The 18,617-nt window shown below is 53.7% G+C and carries 14 protein-coding genes and 6 pseudogenes; 12 read left to right on the forward strand and 8 right to left on the reverse strand.

Annotation, left to right across the window (positions count from 1 at the left end; translation table 11 throughout):
• Positions 1 to 75: 75 nt before the first annotated feature.
• Positions 76 to 357, forward strand: a complete 282-nt coding sequence (locus NO978_RS18035) for a PadR family transcriptional regulator (protein WP_257300924.1) — start codon at positions 76 to 78, stop codon at positions 355 to 357.
• Positions 358 to 1,452: 1,095 nt separating this feature from the next.
• On the opposite strand, the gene NO978_RS18040 is transcribed toward NO978_RS18035, so the two are convergent.
• The 3 genes and pseudogenes from NO978_RS18040 to NO978_RS18050 all read right to left on the reverse strand — a co-directional run.
• Positions 1,453 to 1,872: a hypothetical protein gene (locus NO978_RS18040; RefSeq protein ID WP_257300925.1), complete on the reverse strand. Its 420-nt coding sequence runs from the start codon at positions 1,870 to 1,872 to the stop codon at positions 1,453 to 1,455.
• Between the two features lie 5 nt (positions 1,873 to 1,877).
• Positions 1,878 to 2,558 carry a hypothetical protein gene (locus tag NO978_RS18045; RefSeq protein WP_257300926.1) on the reverse strand — a complete coding sequence of 227 codons (681 nt, stop codon included), beginning with the start codon at positions 2,556 to 2,558 and terminating at the stop codon, positions 1,878 to 1,880.
• 155 nt (positions 2,559 to 2,713) lie between these two features.
• Positions 2,714 to 3,188, reverse strand: a pseudogene (locus NO978_RS18050) (transposase); the annotation flags it as partial.
• A gap of 125 nt (positions 3,189 to 3,313) precedes the next feature.
• Here NO978_RS18050 and NO978_RS18055 point away from each other — a divergent pair.
• From NO978_RS18055 to NO978_RS20070, 3 genes and pseudogenes are all read left to right on the forward strand, one after another.
• The gene (locus NO978_RS18055) at positions 3,314 to 4,948 is read left to right on the forward strand and encodes an MBL fold metallo-hydrolase (RefSeq protein ID WP_257300927.1); all 1,635 of its coding nucleotides are present in this window, start codon (positions 3,314 to 3,316) and stop codon (positions 4,946 to 4,948) included.
• Between the two features lie 70 nt (positions 4,949 to 5,018).
• A complete protein-coding gene (locus NO978_RS18060) occupies positions 5,019 to 5,249 on the forward strand; it encodes a hypothetical protein (RefSeq protein WP_257300928.1) in 231 nt (76 codons plus the stop codon).
• Between the two features lie 954 nt (positions 5,250 to 6,203).
• Positions 6,204 to 6,686 (forward strand): annotated as a pseudogene (locus NO978_RS20070) (PQQ-binding-like beta-propeller repeat protein); the annotation flags it as partial.
• 586 nt (positions 6,687 to 7,272) lie between these two features.
• Here NO978_RS20070 and NO978_RS18065 read toward each other — a convergent pair.
• Positions 7,273 to 9,390 carry an AAA family ATPase gene (locus NO978_RS18065; RefSeq protein WP_257300929.1) on the reverse strand — a complete coding sequence of 706 codons (2,118 nt, stop codon included), beginning with the start codon at positions 9,388 to 9,390 and terminating at the stop codon, positions 7,273 to 7,275.
• Positions 9,391 to 9,497: 107 nt separating this feature from the next.
• On the opposite strand from NO978_RS18065, the gene NO978_RS18070 reads away from it, so the two are divergent.
• From NO978_RS18070 to NO978_RS20075, 5 genes and pseudogenes are all read left to right on the forward strand, one after another.
• Complete coding sequence (locus NO978_RS18070) at positions 9,498 to 9,884, forward strand: hypothetical protein (protein WP_257300930.1); 387 nt, start codon at positions 9,498 to 9,500, stop codon at positions 9,882 to 9,884.
• A 174-nt stretch (positions 9,885 to 10,058) separates the two neighbouring features.
• The gene (locus NO978_RS18075; RefSeq protein ID WP_257300931.1) at positions 10,059 to 11,216 is read left to right on the forward strand and encodes a PD-(D/E)XK nuclease family protein; all 1,158 of its coding nucleotides are present in this window, start codon (positions 10,059 to 10,061) and stop codon (positions 11,214 to 11,216) included.
• The gene (locus NO978_RS18080) at positions 11,203 to 11,925 is read left to right on the forward strand and encodes a DUF429 domain-containing protein (RefSeq protein WP_257300932.1); all 723 of its coding nucleotides are present in this window, start codon (positions 11,203 to 11,205) and stop codon (positions 11,923 to 11,925) included. The genes NO978_RS18075 and NO978_RS18080 overlap by 14 nt, the downstream gene beginning before the upstream one ends.
• 240 nt (positions 11,926 to 12,165) lie before the next feature.
• Positions 12,166 to 12,609 carry a hypothetical protein gene (locus tag NO978_RS18085; RefSeq protein WP_257300933.1) on the forward strand — a complete coding sequence of 148 codons (444 nt, stop codon included), beginning with the start codon at positions 12,166 to 12,168 and terminating at the stop codon, positions 12,607 to 12,609.
• Between the two features lie 141 nt (positions 12,610 to 12,750).
• Positions 12,751 to 12,858, forward strand: a pseudogene (locus NO978_RS20075) (transcription initiation factor IIB family protein); the annotation flags it as partial.
• A 210-nt stretch (positions 12,859 to 13,068) separates the two neighbouring features.
• Here NO978_RS20075 and NO978_RS18090 read toward each other — a convergent pair.
• The 3 genes from NO978_RS18090 to NO978_RS18100 form a co-directional block, all read right to left on the reverse strand.
• Positions 13,069 to 14,082 carry a hypothetical protein gene (locus NO978_RS18090; RefSeq protein WP_257300934.1) on the reverse strand — a complete coding sequence of 338 codons (1,014 nt, stop codon included), beginning with the start codon at positions 14,080 to 14,082 and terminating at the stop codon, positions 13,069 to 13,071.
• A 160-nt stretch (positions 14,083 to 14,242) separates the two neighbouring features.
• Positions 14,243 to 15,031 carry a hypothetical protein gene (locus NO978_RS18095; protein ID WP_257300935.1) on the reverse strand — a complete coding sequence of 263 codons (789 nt, stop codon included), beginning with the start codon at positions 15,029 to 15,031 and terminating at the stop codon, positions 14,243 to 14,245.
• A 255-nt stretch (positions 15,032 to 15,286) separates the two neighbouring features.
• On the reverse strand, positions 15,287 to 16,111 hold the full coding sequence (locus NO978_RS18100; protein ID WP_257300936.1) for a toll/interleukin-1 receptor domain-containing protein: 825 nt from the start codon (positions 16,109 to 16,111) through the stop codon (positions 15,287 to 15,289).
• 221 nt (positions 16,112 to 16,332) lie between these two features.
• Between NO978_RS18100 and NO978_RS20080 the strand changes: the two are divergent.
• Positions 16,333 to 16,904, forward strand: a pseudogene (locus tag NO978_RS20080) (hypothetical protein).
• 13 nt (positions 16,905 to 16,917) lie between these two features.
• Here NO978_RS20080 and NO978_RS18110 read toward each other — a convergent pair.
• Positions 16,918 to 17,661: pseudogene (locus NO978_RS18110) on the reverse strand (hypothetical protein); the annotation flags it as partial.
• 58 nt (positions 17,662 to 17,719) lie between these two features.
• Between NO978_RS18110 and NO978_RS18115 the strand changes: the two are divergent.
• Both NO978_RS18115 and NO978_RS18120 read left to right on the forward strand, forming a co-directional pair.
• Complete coding sequence (locus tag NO978_RS18115) at positions 17,720 to 17,944, forward strand: hypothetical protein (RefSeq protein WP_257300938.1); 225 nt, start codon at positions 17,720 to 17,722, stop codon at positions 17,942 to 17,944.
• A gap of 205 nt (positions 17,945 to 18,149) precedes the next feature.
• Positions 18,150 to 18,479, forward strand: a pseudogene (locus tag NO978_RS18120) (hypothetical protein); the annotation flags it as partial.
• Between the last annotated feature and the right edge of the window lie 138 nt (positions 18,480 to 18,617).

Raw genomic sequence — 18,617 nt, forward strand, 5'->3', positions numbered from 1 at the left:
TGTCAGTGGTGTCGTGCATGACAGCTATCCAACCCCAACAAGTTTACCTGCACCAGACTGCTACGCAGTGGCAGTATGCACGACTTGACGGGGTTCCAACGGGACTTGCTCTATACCATCGCCGGACTCGACAAGCCCAAAGGCCTCGCAATCAAGGACGAGCTCGAGGACTACTACCAGAAAGAGATCCACCACGGCCGCCTCTATCCGAATCTCGATACTCTTGTCGACAAGGGACTCGTCGAGAAAGGGCAGATGGACCGTCGGACCAACTTCTACACCCTGACTCGCCGTGGCCGGCGTGAAATCAGCGTTCGGGGAGAGTGGCAAGCGCACTACATCGATACCTCGGCCTGAGCGGAGGGAATAGAGCGAACCAGTTGGGTGGCAACAATCGCCCCTCGCTGGTTCGCTATTACGGTGTAGCCTACACCAGTATCAGCAATAGAGTCAATCGAACACACTCTATCTCTTCTAGGACCCACTAAAGAGAGAGATACAGGATTAGAAATTAGGGCTCTGGTGAATCGATAGACAGCGTCAAGAATTGGGGTTTTGAGGTGCCGGAAATTGCAATGAGAATTTCACCGACGTTTGACCTCGTTAGTATTTGCGCTCACAGCGACCCCAAACGGCACTCATATGGACAATTACACTGTATGTTCTACAGCTAGAACCGACACAGTATGGCGATTCGCCAGATCCTATTAATTAATTGGATAAGGGTGGGTACACAAAGCACTTATCAGAAGGACCTGTGATTTTCAATCATGAAACGCCGCCGTGCCCTGCTTGCGAGTAGCAGCTGTCTCGTTTCCCTAGTGAGCGGCTGTTTGGGTGGTTCCTCTGAATCAGCGACAGAAACACTATCTGGAACACCGAATGAAGCGGAGAATGATACATCAACTCAGACAGTGCCGGAAACCCCAGTGGCCGACTGTGATATGGTATATCGGCCGTCTTCGCCATCGCAAGAAACTGACCTTCCGGGTGAGGACGAGCGGTACATCTACCCGCAGCGACCAGAGTCTTTGTCGGAGGCCTCAGCGGTGATATCCTACGTCAGCGCGTATGAACGCGCGTATCGTATGAACGATCTTTACTCTCAACACGGAACTGATCTTGAGCACGCAAGTCTTTCGATTGATGATTCGTGGACGTACGAGGCTCCGAACGGAGCCGCTATTGTACGCCTCAAATGCACGTACGGTTATGTAGCCAACCGGGGCGGAAGCAGATTCACCGGCGATTCACCCACGATTTATGTTTCCTACTATATTAGCGAAACCGTTGTACTCCGGGCGGTTGAAAGAGGGTACCAAGAGGACGAGTCAAATTTGGTCCCGGATCCGATTGAACAAGGACGACCTGTTGAATGTTTCTAAATGTCAGCTCTTGACGGAACGACGCCAGCTCTATAGGTACAGAACTAGACCGTGCCAAGACTAGTGATTACTTGACTGTTCGTGTAATTTGAACCTTGTCAGGATATCGAGTTACCATGATAACACTCGATGGTGTGACACCACCCGGCAGGATGTCCATGGGCTTGGTAGTGACTCCATCGGGCGTCTGAACTTGAATTATGTATCTACCATCTCCAGAGATATCGACGTTCAGTTCGTTCTGAAACGTTTGAGATCTAGTATTATAAATTCTTGAAAATTCAATGTTCCCTTCATTATTGAGGAAACGAACCTGGATCTCTCCTCCCGACTCGGTGAGATCCTTCACTAAGAGGTCATTCTCTATCTCGTGTCCTGTGCTTTCGCTAGAGCCTGATGAAGCACTGGCTACTCCAGCCCCAGCACTGGCAACTATGGCGCCTGATACGACCCGTAACGTTGCGCGGCGGCTAATGTCATTATTCATCTAAATCACCACTCTTGTCGGCAGCAGTCATCCCAGTACAATTCGAATCCCTCCTGACCGCGCAGGTCAAGATAATCACTACAATAGTTTGTATCACCGTCTTCAAGATCTTCACCCATAACTGTCTTGTACGCCTTCGTAGGACTAACGTACCAATCATCAGCGCGCTCGTGGCTCTTGCTAACACCCCCCATGCCATAATGTCCGAACTCATGGAGCAGGGTTGCGACACCGTTATGTCCAACAGTCGTCCCGCGGGGTTCGTACGAGCTGGGCAGCGTTGCAATGTATTTTCCAGTGATTACGACACTATGACCAGTGTCATATGACATCGCTCCTCCACTTAACATACCATCAATGAATGTGAGGAGGAACGTACAGTCGTCTCCCTCCTGAATTCCGTTACAGCTACAATAGTCACGGAACCAAGTGTGGAGCCAGTTGTACTCCCATATTCTGTCACAGGGTTTGGCTTGATACGTGTTATCGACATGATATTCCTGTGTTGGCGCTGTGATGTCAGTATCAATAAACTCAGCATTTATAGAATGGTTGGACAGCCGATTACCTGCTCCTTCGAGATAGGTGACCGCCCGATCCTGCGCCCTATTCCGGTCTCCGTACTCATCTTCGCAATGGTCTCGGAGTTCTTTTGAACCGTGTATGACTATATCGTAGTTCGCCATATGTAATCATTAAATGTAGTATTATTATTTTAATGTATGTGTCTCCACTCAAAGTGCCGACTTCCCAACATTCATTTGGTTGGTTTTGACGTATGTAGGTACTAGGAGTCACTAACTGAGATAGTGGCTCTAGTGAACCGCAATACGGCGATCAATCTCACGTCTTCTTCCCTGAGTTTCTCGCGTGATTGCTTCCAGTCGTAGACGTTGTCGGCGGCTAGGCTGGTCAGGTCGTCCACATTGCGGTGAGTAATCTGCCAACCGGGTTGGGTGTTGTGCGGTTTTCCCGTCGTACAGCGAGCGTTAAGGACAGCTTGTGTTTCTGTGTCGACGAGCGTCGTCACCTTTAGTGTTTGAACGCGGTAGTTTGTCCGGCGGCAGTATTGCTTGCTGGTGTATTCACGGTCGAAGAACGTGGCGTCGATGATGGCGTGACTGTGGCATCTCACTCAGCAGATCAAGACCGTCTCGGTAGGATTTGTCGAGGTAGACCCGCAGACAGTGCAGCGACACGACCGCGTAGTCGGCGAAGCCGCCACCCCCTTCGGGGGCGGCGACTTCGCCTCGCCCACCGACAGCATTTTTAGCTAACCGAACCGCCTTGCTCGTGAAGCGGGAGATTTTCGACATGGACATCGACGATTTCCCGCTTCATTTCCCTAGTTCTAACGGTCGAAGTCGACGCCATATAGTGATTCACCAGAGCCGAAATTAGGAATAGGCCTTTAATTACGAATAGGCACAATTGAAACTCGATGGAGGTCACCTTCCAGCACGCAAACCCCCACTCTGGGCACGAGTCGGTACTGGTCCGACTCTCGGGGGGCGTGACCGAGCAAACAGCGTGTATCCTCTTCGACTCAGGCACGGGTGTCGACGTCGATGGGCTACTCGGGGACGACGAATACCTCACAGCAATCGTCCTTACGCATGCTCATCTGGACCATTACGCAACCCTGGGTACGAATCTGCGTGATGCCGCTCCCGTCTACACCTCCGAACCGACAGCGGCTATCCTCGATACTGTCCTGACCGAAGCAGCAACCAACTACGACATCTCGAACGTCGACGCTGTCGGCGACGCACTCGAACCGATCTCGGACTGGACGACAGTCTTGGGCGATATCGAACTCCGTCCCGTTCCAGCGGGACACACCCCTGGTGCGGCCGGCTTTCTGCTTCGATTCGACGACGGCGGTGAAACCAGAACGATGCTCGCGACCGGGGACTGGACGCAGCGATCTGCTGCCGGGTTCCCCGGTCTCCCTACGACGCTCTCGCCCGACGCCGTCTTCCTGACTGGCGCAACCAACGAAGAGTTCGAGGACGAACTTACTACTGCCGTCGAAACGATTCTCGACCGTGTCCAGGCCGGGTCGACAGTACTCGTCACTGCCAGTGGGCTGGCCGGCGTTCACATAGCCGCACTCCTGGCCGAACTCGACACGGTCGACATCGACCCACCAGCAGTCTCGATTACCGGCCACGCCGCGAAACTGTACGAGACCCTCGGCTACGACTATTCAACTGTAACGTCTGTTCCGACGTTCGGCGATCCCGATAGTATTCTCGACCCAGGCGCGGTGACCATTGCCGGACCGGAAGTCCCTGTCGAGGGGAGCGCGGCGAAGTTCTTCAACCGTATCCAGGACGACCCTGGCGCGACGCTGATACAGCTCACGAGCGGGAGCGTTTCGACGGTCGAATCTGCCGGCTGTACTGTTGACAGCTTCCAGTACAGCAACCATCCACCAGAGTCGGCCGTCGACAATATCGTCGAGGACCTCGCTCCGAGACAGGTCGTCATGATGCACCAGTCCGGTCCGGCTCTCTCCCGATACAAGGACCGCTACGACAGCTTCGTGTGGGCAACCACGGACCGAGACGAATACAGAATCTACGAAGATGGGACGTGGGTCGCACCACCGTGGGTGAACGACCGTGTCGCCCGCCGGCTTCGCAGCCAACAGTATGGAAACGGAAGCAGCCTCGGCTCGTTCATCGACAGCGAGGGAACCCTGCCAGATGTCGAACTAGGTGAAATCAATCTCGAGGCAGAGGGCCTCGATGTTGGGACGCTCAAGACCCGATTTCAGCAATCTGCTCCGGGACTATCGAAGTCGAGATCTGCGACCCAGCACACTGATTCGCAGTTCGAAGGTGAGGAGACAGATATTCTCGAGGACGTCGACGAGATCGAGTCACGGCTTTCCCGACTCGAGGGGACTCTCACAGACAGAGAGGGTGCAGATTACGGAACTCATCAGGTTCGTGTTGTCGACGCCGGCGACGGAGATCTGTTCCTGCGTTTTTGCAACCCGGACACCGTGACGCAGAGCCTGACCCATGGAGACACAGTGATGATTCGAATCGGGAACACACCCGACTGACTCCACGGGTTCACTGCCGGGGCCGGTATCCCTACTACATTGCAGACACAATGTCGACTCAATTAGGTACATGGACGGTGGTTCCACTCCGATTCCCCCGTTCGCAGAGGAGGCCCTCGCTGTACTCCAGGACAGAATAGATGATTCCTCGGGGATCGAAGAGCAATCTGCGCTCAAGGCGCTTGAGGCCGAAGGGTTCAGTACTGTTGATGCCAGAGAAGCACTCGAAGTTCTCGAGATGCGGGGTTACCTCTACCGTGTCGAAAACCAGCTCCGGATTACGGATAAATGGCTCTGTTGAAACCCCCTTAGTCAGACATCATCTGCGGTGAAACAGCCGGTAGGTAGGTAGGATTGCTTACCGACCAGAGCACAAGACTCAATCTGCGGGAAATCTTCTTATAAGGTAAAGATAATAGATAACATATGGCAGGAAGGAGACCAAGAGACCCCATCGTTGATTGTGGGGCCTGTAATGGGACAGGGGTCTACGGCGCTGGTTCATGTGACGTTTGTAACGGACGGGGCCAACATCGACTGCAGCGTCGACATCCCGACGAGCAGGTCGTGATGTGCAAACGTTGTGATGGTGCTGGGGTAGTTGGAGCCGGAGTTTGCCCGAATTGTAATGGCGTGGGCAAACATCTGATGTAGTAGAACCAACTATTTCTGCTATAAGTATCCTGCCACAATTGCGATAGTGAGCCGTAAGTGTCCTACATCTAACGATTACACATATCGTCCAGTTCGTGACTGAGGATTTCAACAGAGCCCATCTCCCATGAATTTGCTTGCCAGTGAGATTGTGTGACTGTATCAACGAACTCTGGAGGCTTCGTCGGGATAGGTAGTCGTTTGCCCAGAACTCCTTATTTCAGAAATCCCTGCAGTTGATACCGTCCAGTTTCCCTTGGCTGGAAGAACGACTTCCACGGTTGATTGCGCCAGATATCGAGTGCCTGCCAATGAATTGTATTGTCAAGAGGGTTGGGTATGCGTTGGTTAATGCTTGGCCCAGTGTTGGTTAAGCAGGATACTTCCTTAGAGAATTTTTGGCTCTGGTGAATCGCCATAGTGCGTCGGGATACAGCTATTGAGTGTCGTTGTAATCTTCTTTGAGAAGGACCCATCGAGGGGGTTGCGGAGATTGCTGCATTGAGAACGAATACAGAACTATTCTCCCCGTGATTGCCCGTAGCTACAGACCCAAAACCGGACGTCGTCTAGTGATTCACCAGAGCCCTATTTTGGTAACAGAGACGGAAACCTATATGCAATCAATACAGATACCGGCGAGCAAGAATGGACGTTCGGGGCATTTGACGCCATATGGTCTTCTCCGACAGTTAGTAACGAAGTCGTGTATTTCGGTACTGACGATGGGAATCTATGGGCGATTGATGCGGTCACGGGAGAACGAATTTGGGCCTACGAAGCGGGGTCCGAAATAATATATTCACCAACAGTTCACGAAGGTATTGTATATGCTTCAGGTACTAGGAATCACCTCCATGCAATCGTTGCTGAAAACTCCGATTCAACTGAGAATACGTCTACCGGAACGACAAGTGATGAGACATCTGGAGGGGGTACCAGCGACTCAGATGGGGACCAGATAACGAACGATGCTTCTGATGGCGGATCGCCAGGGTTGGGATTGATGAGTGCGTTAGCTGGAATCAGTATCGGAGCATGGGGGCTCAGCAAACGAAATCAGAACCAGGCTAACAATAAATGAACATTCAAAATAGATGACAACCGACGCGCAGCCGGGCGTGCAATCATTTACTCTATAGCCCGGGGTCGTTCTCGGCAGCGACTACCGGTACCGTTCGTAGATGTAGCAGGGTGAAATCGCCTTCCCGGTGTAGGTATAGATGGAATCAGTCCGCTTGGTTTTACCGTCCCAGTGCTGAATGTGATATCGTTAGACGGGGGTTCCCGTAATCGAGGACCAAAGACCACATCAATCGCTTGACGGACGAACGCCAGCTGACGAGGTGCTAAACTAGATAGTGCCCGAGTGACGTACTTCTCACCCTCCGGACACTTGGAGAAGGAAACGACGGTGATTGTCGGGATTGGTGCTGCCTCCTCCATTCTGTCGATCCGATTTCCACTAGACGGATAGTCAGAGGAGTCGAAGGAGGCCTTATCGTGGTAATGAATGCCGATTCGGGGTTGATCGGCTGATTCACCGTATAACCAGTCTTATGCCCATCTCTTGTCGAGAAATCCCTTGCCACCGTGTCGAACGAACATCACCGGCTCGTCGCTCATTACCTTCCAAAGATGTCCCTCCGCAAAGGAAATTTGGGCTGACGTTATTCGGGTAGACGGCGGTCTCCATCGCTATCGGCGATCTCGTTCATCAGGTCAGGGATGTCCATGTCGTGGACTTCGAACTCTTCGATCTCATAGATGGGATTGTTGAACTCTTCTTCGTACTCCATACGAACCTCTGCGTAGTGCTGAGCAGCTTCTTCCAGTTCCTTTGTGGAGTCCGCGTTCGGGGCGAACATCCGGTAGATGTGGGCGGCGGACGAGTACCACGCAGCGACGAAGAATGGATTATCTGCTCGCTCCAGACTGTCACCGCACTCGTGGATGAACTCCAGTAAGCGGTCAGACTCTGAAATCATTGCAGTGAACGCAGAGTTTGCCAGCTCCATCATCTCTCTGTAGAGGTCTGACTGCATTCGGATGAGGGTGTTCCGAGTCGCGTCGTTTTGGTCAAACTGCCCGAAGAACTCCTCCAACTGGCCCTCTATCATCTCTTCCGCCTGCTCACCTGCTTCGTACTCCTCAGCCAATTCACGACAGTTGTCAATGACCCCTTCAACAGCAACTCGATTCAGTCCATACCTCTCCAGTACATCGTAGGCTGCAGTCAGATGTTCACCGTCGCGTTCGCCCACCTCAAGGTCTCGGTGGGCAGAGACGTGTACACATAGGCGGAGCATGTCCGGGATAATCTGAGCCGTGTTTTGTTCATCTTCATCGAAGAACGCGACGAAGTCAAAGTCCTCGACCCGCTGTAACGTGGACTCATAGATCTCCACAGACGAATCCTCGAATTCGACATCGGTATTGCGTCGGACTGTGGCCCGCATCATATCGAACAGCACTCCGACGAACTCGAATTTTAGCTCTTCCCCGTCATCTTCTGGTTCCAGACTACGAATCCATTCCGTATAGTCATCTAACTCTAAAACGAGCAGTGTGGCAGATTGGTCCTCAGGTGTAGGTGCATATGGAGCGTACCCGAACATGAACTGAAGGCGTTCGTGAGGCTCAAACTCCAACCGGTTGACTTCCTCACGAAGTTGTTCGACCTCCGGGTCCCCGTCATAGATCTCCTGCAAGTGGGCATTCCCAAGCAATCCGTACACGAATCCCTCCAGCATGGGTGCTTCACTTCCCTCAACCTCATCGTAGAGCCTCTCTGCGTAGTATTGGAACGCTGCTCGGTGGAGCTGTTCTGGGTTATCGAGTTGTTCGTAGAGGTATTCTTGGAATAGGTCGTGGACTTTGAACACTCTATCTGCGGTGTCTTCTGAGCGACCTAATTCCTGAACGACTGCCTTGGTGCTCAGAGAGTCAAGAGTGCGCCGGGCCTGTGTGCGACTCACGTCATTCAATACTGCCGAACATATGTCTTCGTCCAACTCAGCAAGTCCCGCGGTCTTCCGAATGAACTCCTCCTCGGCCTCCGACATCGAGTCCAGGTACGCTCTCTCGATGAAGTCCCGTGTGTCCTCTTTGGGAATCTCGAATGTACTGTCGTTACCTGCAGCCTCCCTGAGTAGACCGAGATAATAGGGATGGCCGTCCAACATCTCGTAGACGCCGTCTATCGTTTCGTCGTCGACGTCTGGGTACTCCTCTTGGAGATAGTTCGCAGTCTCCTCGCGTGAGAACGTTTCCAGATGGACGGTGTAGTCCGCGTCATCGAATGACAGGCGTCCTGCCGTGATGAGGTGGACATTCTCTCCGAGAGTGGAAGATAGTTCACGGAGGAAGTCCCGCGTAACCTCCGGTTCGTCGAGCTTGTGTACGTCATCGACGAAGAATATGAGCCGTTTGTACTCGTTGACAGACTCCGAGAGCCTGGCTAACTTTCGAAGATGCCGTGCGCGGTCGTCAGTGGATACCCCAGCACTCGCGGGACTGATTCCTACACTAATTCCAGTCGCTTTGTTAATGAGAGCACTGAGAGTCCCGACCGCGTCACGGGCTTCGATGAGGAGATCTTGCGAGAGTGTTGTAGGAGTGTTGCCTTCACGGACGTAGAGTACTCGGGTTCGGTACCACTCTGAGAGTTCTTCTTCCAAGTCCTCCAGGAACGTACTCTTCCCGACGCCCGGTTGCCCCGAGATGTGAACAGTCTGAACACCTTGATCCACAGCTTGAAGAACCGAGTAGAACTCGTCTTCGCGCATCCGAGACATTTCTTGGAATTCTGTATTACTCTGATAACAAAGAACCTTCGGACACATTGACTCTTCTGCTCGATAGGTTAATGGGTGTAAAGGAAACATTCAACCTAATGAATCGAGAGGAGTTCACCGGGGATGTCGTCCGGCACACAAAAGGTGGCGTCGTCCACTGTCAGGGACACCCACAGATGGGGAAGGTCGACTACGGTCCTCACAACTGCCAAGAGAGTATGGAGGCCGGTGATGGTGTCATCATCTACTACGTGAACGACTACGAACGGGATGATGAGGAGTGGTACCAGCGGTTCCGGTTCTGTGCGAATTGCGACGATGCCCGACAACTCCCACAGGAAGGTCGGCAGGCTGGCAAGGAACAAGCAATAGTCGAGGGGCTTCTGGAGCACTTTGAGGGAACTGTTGAGGGAAAATTCTACGATGACGCGGTTCGTCTCATCGACGCTGAAGTACTGGCATACAGTCCCGAAACCGAAGGATAAGTGGAGGGGTGTCTCTGCGGGTCTCGCGAAGTCACTCAACTACTTTGAGGTAGGGCAGTCCCACAAAACGAAAGCGCATCTCAAGAGATTCAAACCCATCCCTCAGGCCGCCGAACCGTTGGTATAATCCTTCGTCGGAACACTCATCCCACGTCTGTCCTTTTGTGCGATAGAATGTCGAGGGGGCAAGAAGGAGTCGATACCGCGGAGGTAGAGGCGACGCTACAGGAGCTCACAAAAGCCTTCGAGGAGACGAAGGAGTCCGAGGCGAACGTTTTCTCGATACTCGGGATCCGTACTCGCGAGCGGCGTCTCACGCGCTTTCTCGCGTGGCTCCTCGATCCGGGCGAGGCACACGACGCGGGGCGAGCATTCTTCGACTCGTTTCTCGATGAAACTGGCCTCGACGTAGGCGCTTCAGTCGAAATGGAGGCTCTTGTCCCGATTTCAGCATCTGGTGAGAGAGATTGTTCCGAACTTGACTTAGTCATCTTCGGGGAGACATCTGTCGTCGGGGTCGAAATCAAGACGACACACCAAGATACCGTCGAGAAGCTTGATAAGGAGGCCGACGCGCTCCTCCAAGAGTATCCGGAGCACGAGACGCACAACCTCGTCTACCTCTCGTACTGGGGGAGTGGAATTCCAGAGACCGAGCACATCGACCTCTTCTGGCGCAACCTCGTCGGCCGATTCGAGGCCGATCTCACTACGATTCCACGAGAGTATGAACGGCGGCTCACGAGCGACTTCATTCAGACCATCCGCACCTACGTCATGACCGAATTCGACGGCATTTCCGAGAAGACCGAACTGTATTTCGAACACCAAGCGTCTGTTGACGCTGTCCGAAAGGCGTATGAAAAGGACAAAAACCGCCTTTTCGACGCGGTCAGACAAGCGTTCTTCTCTGAGTCAGAATGCGACTCCGATGACTGGACCGTCGCAAACCGCTCGAAGAGCTACGTGAAGTTCTACAAGGAGTCATGGCATGGTATCACCGAGGGAGTCGATATCGAGTATGAGCCCCACGTTCACCTCAGGCGCGACGAGCCAAGAATCAAGCTCCGCCTCGATATCGAGAGGAACAGTAGCAGTGAGGTTCGCGAGGCCCTCTGGGAGAGATTGAGCGAAGAGGAGCGGGAGCAAATTTCAGACACAGGCTGGAAGGTCCACGACCGAGGGTATGCGTTCTTGAGCAAATCTGTACCGCTACCTCTTGACTGCCGCGGGCAAAGGGCGGTTCAAGACGCAATGCGGGATCTCCACGCCCTCCGTGACATCATCGAGCGGCACATTGACGCACTCGTCGAGGAATATGCCGAGAGCTGAGAGCGCGGTTGGTGTCGATGCCTGTCCATACGGATGGTTCGCGACCGTCCTTACCGGAGGCAGCATCGAAACGGAGCGATACGAGGACTTCGCCGAAGTTCATTCTGACTACCAAGAGGCTCGAGTATTCGTGGATATCCCAGTCGGGCTCCCGACGGGGAGTAGGCGCCGCTGCGACATCGAAGCGCGTGCCCTCCTCGGCTGCCGTGGTAACTCCGTGTTTTTTCCGCCGTGCGAATCTGCAGCCGCTATTGGGGATTACGACGAGGCGAACGCGAAACATCGAGAGGATATGGAGCACGGTCTCTCTCAGCAAGCCCACGCGATCAGCGATAAAATCAACGAGGTACAAGCGGTCGTTGGCGAGACCTATGACGGGCCAATCTACGAGAGTCACCCGGAGCTCTGTTTCTACGCGCTCAACGGACAGCCGATTGCTTACTCGAAGTCTTCGAAGCGAGGCCTCGCGTTCCGTCGGCACCTCCTCGAACAGAAGCGCTCAGGCATGGACGACGAGTACGAGCAGGTACTTGACGACACTCTCCGGAAGGACATCCGGCGAGACGACATTCTCGATTCGATGGCCCTCGCACTGGCCGCACAGAGTGAGGAGTTACAGAGTGTCCCAGAGGACCCAGGGCCGGAGGTCCCGCGTATCCATTACCCGGCCACACCCGCGCTTCCAGATAGCTCGTGGAGTAAACCATGACGATTCAGGAGCCAGTCAATCGACTGGACGCTGAGTTTCAAGAGACTCCACTGGGGTTCACAGTCGAGACCGCGCTTCAAGCCCAGCTCCTCGAACTCCTACGGGCCAAGGTGCGGGGAGTCGATTCAGGTACGTGGTGGCTACAACACGGCCGATGCGACTAGGTACAAGCGAAAGTGTCTCGATCAAATTGCGAAGCCTCAGTCCATCAGTAGTGTCCAACCGGAGGTGAACTTCGGCATGTCCGGCGACGGGAATCAGAGTCTCGATATCGCAATTCTAGAGCCTCGTCATGAGTCGGAGTATGACGACCTCGACCACCTGCCGGAAGTAGAGGGCCCGAGGGTCACGGTCCGCCTCGTCGACGGAAGCAAGTACTTCTCGGCCGCGTCGGTCCAACACGCTATCGAGCTAAAGTACATCAAGAACGTGCACACCGCCGGCGCGAAGTTCGAACGCAACAACATCGACGAGTGGCCGCATTACTCCGCGGATTTATCAAAGCTAGGCGATCTCTCGAATGCCGAATCACGGCACCTCATCGTCGTCTCGAACAAGAACCCATTCCAGCAAGGAGAGTTCGATAGTCGGAGTACATCGAAGGCTCAGCGGCGCTACGAGCGAGTAAAGGTGGAATGTGAAAAGCGGGCCGTCGAACTCACCGAAATCCATCCACAGGAGTAGGGCAGGCAACCTAATTGTCTGAGGAGTATATTACTGAACCACAATCCAACTGGGTCGAAGTCCGTACTCGATAGCGTCTATTGTCCCCTCGATGGGTGGAGGTTTCGCCGAACTGGCGGGTTCCTGAACTCGGTGAGAACGATGGCAACCGGAGACATCTACGAAACGGGCTTCGACGTAGACGTCCGAACAGAATCGAGGGCGAACCAGTGTCCCGAGTGCGATGGGCGAGTAACGACGAACGCGGTTTAATCTGCGTTTTCGACCATCAAGCGCACGATTTCGACAGGCGTCCGGGGCATGGCCGTGGTACCTCCAGTTTCGTGAAATCGTCGTCATCGCCGTAGTCTACAACGTTACCCGCCAGTTCAGACGATGAAATCCAATCCCCTCTACCGATCATACAGAGTACAGTTTTCTGGTTCCAGATATACTGGAGGTGTAGATTCAGATAGCTGGCTACTGAGCTGGTAGTCCGTTCCCCAGAAGGATTTCGGGCAGACCATCCAAGGCGGGCTGGGTCAGCTTGTACGACCATCGTGCCGGTCGGCTACTCCGGTTCCCAGTGCTGCTTCTGTGAGGACTGTAGCCAATGCGCAGCACCATATTCTGAATCAGCTGTTTTCTGACCTCAGCGAACTCTTCCAGGGTTAGGTCAATGTCTTCGTCTTCCAGCTGGTCTTCGATATCTTCCTCCTCGTTGTAGGTGCTAACGTACCTGCTGGATCCGTGCATCCACCTCAGGAACTCACGAGACTCGTTTTCGTTGAGTACGTCCCGTAGTGTGGATCTTTTCGGGTCAGAATGGTAGATGCCGAACTCGGAGGGGTCAGAGATGATCTCCTCGATCAACTCCAGACCATAGTCTGGGATCTTGTAGTACCAGTGGTTGTAAGCGTTCGAATTATAGTGGTTCTTGTAGATCAGCCCGGTGCTAACGATGTCGTCAATCTCGACTTCTGACCCGGTGTATATCTTCCAGGTTCGTTCGATCCCCTCAGGGTTGATCGAAGTGGATTCACTGTCCAGGCGGTCGCGCACATAGAGCGAGAGGATGTAGACTCCGTCTCGGACTTCCCTCGAGGAGTCATTGATGGATTCCTTGACGTGGTCTTTGATTTTTGAGATGCCGTAGGAGGCGACGGTGTTTTGAATGGTGTCGCCCACCTTGAGACCGCCCTCAATTTCATCATACATGTTTTCCATGCCGCGCTCTTCGAGATTGGCCTCAACCTCGTCGACGACGTCGTCTTTATCCTTTCCGAAGATCTCCTCAGCAGTTTCGTAGATATACCTCTTGGACATCCCGTTGGAGAACATGTGCAGGATCCAGAGCCGGTCAATGTCTGATTGATAATCACCAACAAGTTTCTGGATCTTCCGCGAAGGCGAACCGCCGAGGCGTTCACGGATGCTCTTACGGATGTGCTCCGACCAGTTGATGTCCTCTTCGTCGTCCATCTCTTCCTTCATCTGGTCTGGGACTCGGACTGTTACTCGCGGCATTGTACATCCACGTATGAACGTGTATGAACACAGCACTAAAAGATTTCTGCTTTTCATAATTTCCCATTTATAAATATCGCAGTCGGAAGACGTATTCTGGCGCTATCGGTCGTCACCTCCCGTGTGTCTACTGGTTCTGCCGTACTCGGAACAGAACTTGGGAAGCGTGCTGGGCCTGTACCCGGTACTCCGCCATCTCGCTTTCAGTGATGTTAGTTTCGATGGAATGAGCTTCTGCATTGGCGTCCTGTCGGAACGCGTCTAGTTCGTCGATGAAGTCGTCGTCCAGACCTCCAGAGAGGTGTTGGAAGTCGTCAAAGTAGTCCTCGAAGTTGTTGATTAGGGTGCTGAAGTTCTCGAACCGCTTGTTGTCCGGGAGGTAGTACAAGTCGATTTCTTGTGTTCCATATTGTTCTCTGAGGATGTCGATCAGCAGGTTCTCGAGGAGTTTCCGTGTAAGTATGAGGGTGGCGTCGTAGATTGCAAGACTGTAGCAGCGGTTGATGTCATCGACGAGATTGGGGTAGAACGTGCCGGGGACGTTGTCGATGTCGAGGAAACATTCTGAGTGAATAGAAATTTGTGGGGCGGAAATCCCGGCTGGTTCTCTGTCGTCGTCATTCAGGACTTCTAAGGCAGGGTACTGCTGGAGGGTGTCGGGCTCGGGATCTGTCATCGTGTACAAGCGCCGCATGATCCCGAGTGCGATGTCTTGGTTCTCTTTTGCCACTTTCCGGAGAAACTGGTTCGTGTTTGCTTGTCTGTCCTCATCTCCCCATTTCCAACTTCGATAGAATCGGTCGATATTCGATGCGATATTGTGAACGCCAAACTCCATAGCAGCTGACTCCCAGTCGTTCCGATTGAGGTCATTCTCAACGGCGAAGCGGGAGAACTGGCCGATGAGAGCTTGCATTGGATCTGAAGACATACACGAGTGATTCAGAAGTCAGCTACCTCTAACTATCGCACCAACATTGATTAGGTATAGAAATAAAAGTTTTCTTTAAATTATTAATTAGTGATATGTTTCGGCAATTCTGCTGAATACACAGCGCATATCGCATATTGGGAATCATGCGTCAGTTGGCGAGCCGATGGCGATGGCAAGCGGGAAGACGCGCAGAAGCAGATTAAGAACCGTGATTCGCGGTGGGGCGCGTCATCCCGGTCATCTAACGAACCCGGATTTGTAGTCATTTCGGTCGTCGGATAGTTCATTTAACCGGGATTCCGGGAGTCGCAGCGTGAATTCAGTGCTCCCAGCCGACTTCTCCTCTATATCCGAGACGTGGCCTTCGAGCTGCTCGTCCTTGATGACTTTTGTTGTCCCGACGAAATTCGACCCGGTGTAGGTGAGACCGCTTTCTTCGACCGTGAGTTTGACCGCTGTCACGCCCGAAGTGTGCGGCGTGCCGCTCGTCCGCCATTCCTCAACTGTGACTTTCGACCCTTTTGAGATATCTACAAGGTCTTCTATGGTGACGTTGAGTTCAACGCGATTCACGCCCTCCACGTCGTCTAAATTCGGTGTCTTATTGGGTGACTTAATCGCGTCGTACAGCTTCGCGGTGATCTCGTCAATGTTGTCCTCGTTGACTTTGTCGCCGATTATATTAGCAAGACTCGGACTTTTTTCCTGGAGTTCCTCAAACTCCATCCCGTGCAGTAGTGGAAGAATGACGTTTTCTTCCGTTTTATTGTGCTTCTGCACGAGACCATCGAGTTCCCATTCGGACATCCCCTCGAAATACGAGGGCGAGATGAGGATGATAGCGTGTTCGGATTCCGTGAGGGCGCGGTCAATTGAGGAGCGGATGTTGTCTCCAATCCCGAGCTCGACACCATCGTACCACACGTCAAGGCCGTAGGCGGTGAGTTCGTCGTAGAGCCCGTTTGCTACGGGCTTGGAGTCTTCGTGTGAGTAAGAGATCATCACATCATATTCTTCTTCTCGTTCCTCGGCGGATTCATCGGGTTCAGGTCCTTCGGTCATTATACCCCACATTGTGTGTATTGGATTAAAAACTCACCAACCAGCACACCTGTTTGATGACTGGGTTTGCTGTATCGACTATCTGTATCCAGTAACTTCATTCTATCAGAATTAAGGGATTAAGCTACATCGACATCGTGAGCCCTCACGGGGATACGATTGTGTGAGGTTGTTTCTACGCCGGGGGATGGGTGCCGGCGTACACACGCCGGCGGTGATCGATGTCGACACGAAGCCAGCTCCGATTCGTCCAACAAAGTGAGACCGCAGAAGAACAGTCTGACCCCGGCCACGTCGCACAGATCTACCGTCATTCCGATGGCTATCCCGACAGCGTTCTCCGGGATCTCGCCCAGCTGAAACAGATGCTCGATGAGACGCGAACGGAGCGTGGGCCAGCATCGCCGCAGCGCAGTTCCTGTTTCTCGACACGCTTTCGACGATGACCCTCTACGTCGACGAAGGGCGGGACCGAAGCATACACACCAACCAACCCTCTGATCTCCTCGAGCCAGCCAAAATGGAGCATCTGGACCAGCCACCGTTCCTGTTGGGACACGGTGTCGAGAATCCGGCTGACGGAATTCATGGCGACGAGGAGTACCTCTACGTCGTCGAACTCCCGACGCGAAACCCGTTCGACGAGCCTGCAGAGTGGAAAGTCAAAGTACGCGGTCACTCCGCGTTCCCCCGGTGGGATCGCCCCATCGAGGGGGCCTTCGAGCGGGCGAGCTGGCAGTTCCACGGCCCGCTGGAGCACGCGCTCGAAGACCTGGTTGCGGAACCAACCTGAAGCCTGAGCCTTCTCAGATTATGCCGACGACGAGCAGCAGCGTCGCGACCACGTTCCCCGCGACGAGTATCTTGTTCTCCATTGCCTTCTCATGGAGAGGCATGTCGGCGTACTCCTGGCGGAACGCCTCGAGGTTGCCCTCGTCGTAGAAGTACTTCGTCTTCAGAGCGAACCGAACGGTCACCGCACAGCCCGTACAGACCGGCTCGCCTTCCAGCCGCTCCCTTTTGGTGTGGCTGGAGCAGGCGATGGCCCCGCAGTTCGGACAGTAGGTGTACGTCTCATCGACGCCGCTCGTGTCAGAGTGGACGCACTGATGGATGCCGTCCTCGGCGGTCACTCTGGACGGGCCCGCTGCGTAGTACTCGTAGGGGTAGGTGTACTCCTGGATGTCGGTGGTGTGCCGAACTTCGGGGAGGTACACTGGTTCGATCGACTGGACGGAGATGTCCGAGCAGTTCGGCTCACAGGTCTTGTTGTACGTGACGTTGTTGTCGCCAGTGTAGGTCACCGTCGTCGTGTGGTAGTCCTGAAGCCGCTCGACGGCCCACTCCTTGTACTCCGTCTGGGTCTGGCCGAGGCGGCGCTCCTCGACATTGTCGAAGACCTCCCCGAACTGGTCGAAGTCCAAGTCGAACGTCGCGATCGCCGAGTGGAGCTTCTGGACGACCGGCCGCCCGACCGTCCCCGTGTGCTTGCACTCGACGATGATCGCCCGTCACGTCCCGTCGACAACCTCCTCCAGAATGACGTCGCGACGATGCTGTAGTCGGCGGTTTGTTTCTCTCGCCCTCGAGGGGTGGAGGCCAACAGAGATGGGTCAGTCTACGGATATCGACGAAGACGGCGACGAGTTCCCGCCTGAGAAACGCCTCGAAGCGCCCAATCATCGTCTGGTCGAGGCCGGAATCGCGACGATTCCCGATAGGGAGACGCTCCGGGAATGCGTCGCGTACGAGAACGCTCACCAGAATCGAACGTCGATTCTGAAGCGACTCGACCGCAAAGCAGCTGAACTCCGTGAGGCGGAAGATGAGTGATGTAGTTAACCAACAAAAACGGATGTCTTCCGGTGTTGTTGGTTAATATGTAGTTTATCGGTCCCCCTGGAGGGGCGCGGGGTGGCCAGCGGCGACCTTCACGTGTTGAGAAGATCCGCGAAAAAGAGAGACTACTGCTTTCGACAGTATGGATTCCATCTGATTAACAATAATTTGAAGTATTCGGTACTTTTTGTACAGTCACATGGAGTCCGATAAGGTAGCAGCCGTAGCAGTTAATGTCGGGTCCCAGACTGGGGAACCTCTCGGGAGGGGGCCGATTTTCGCCGATGGTTCGTTTGAGTACCTACCGATTACCGAGAAGTATGAAGATGCTGTTGACTGGCCAACATATTCTGACCTTGGCTACAACAAGAGCATTATTGCTGGGTCTGAGGATGCAGTTACTCATTTTGATCCCGAATTCCCGGAGCTTCCGGCCGGTGAGCATTACACGTTCGCTGATCCCGGGAGTACGAAGACCAGCCAATTAGAGAAACTCTCAGAGGGTGATTACATCTTCTTCTATGGAACGTTAGATTTCGAGTATGTGTTTACCCCGAGGTCTCGACAGCCGGCACAGCGTGAGCCCGTGAGATCATATCATTGCTGCTGACGACTCGACGAAGCTCTTCGTATGGATTGCGTCCCTGCTGGCGCCACGTCGCCAGCA

This window comes from Haloarchaeobius sp. FL176, assembly GCF_024609245.1.
Classification (GTDB): domain Archaea; phylum Halobacteriota; class Halobacteria; order Halobacteriales; family Natrialbaceae; genus Haloarchaeobius.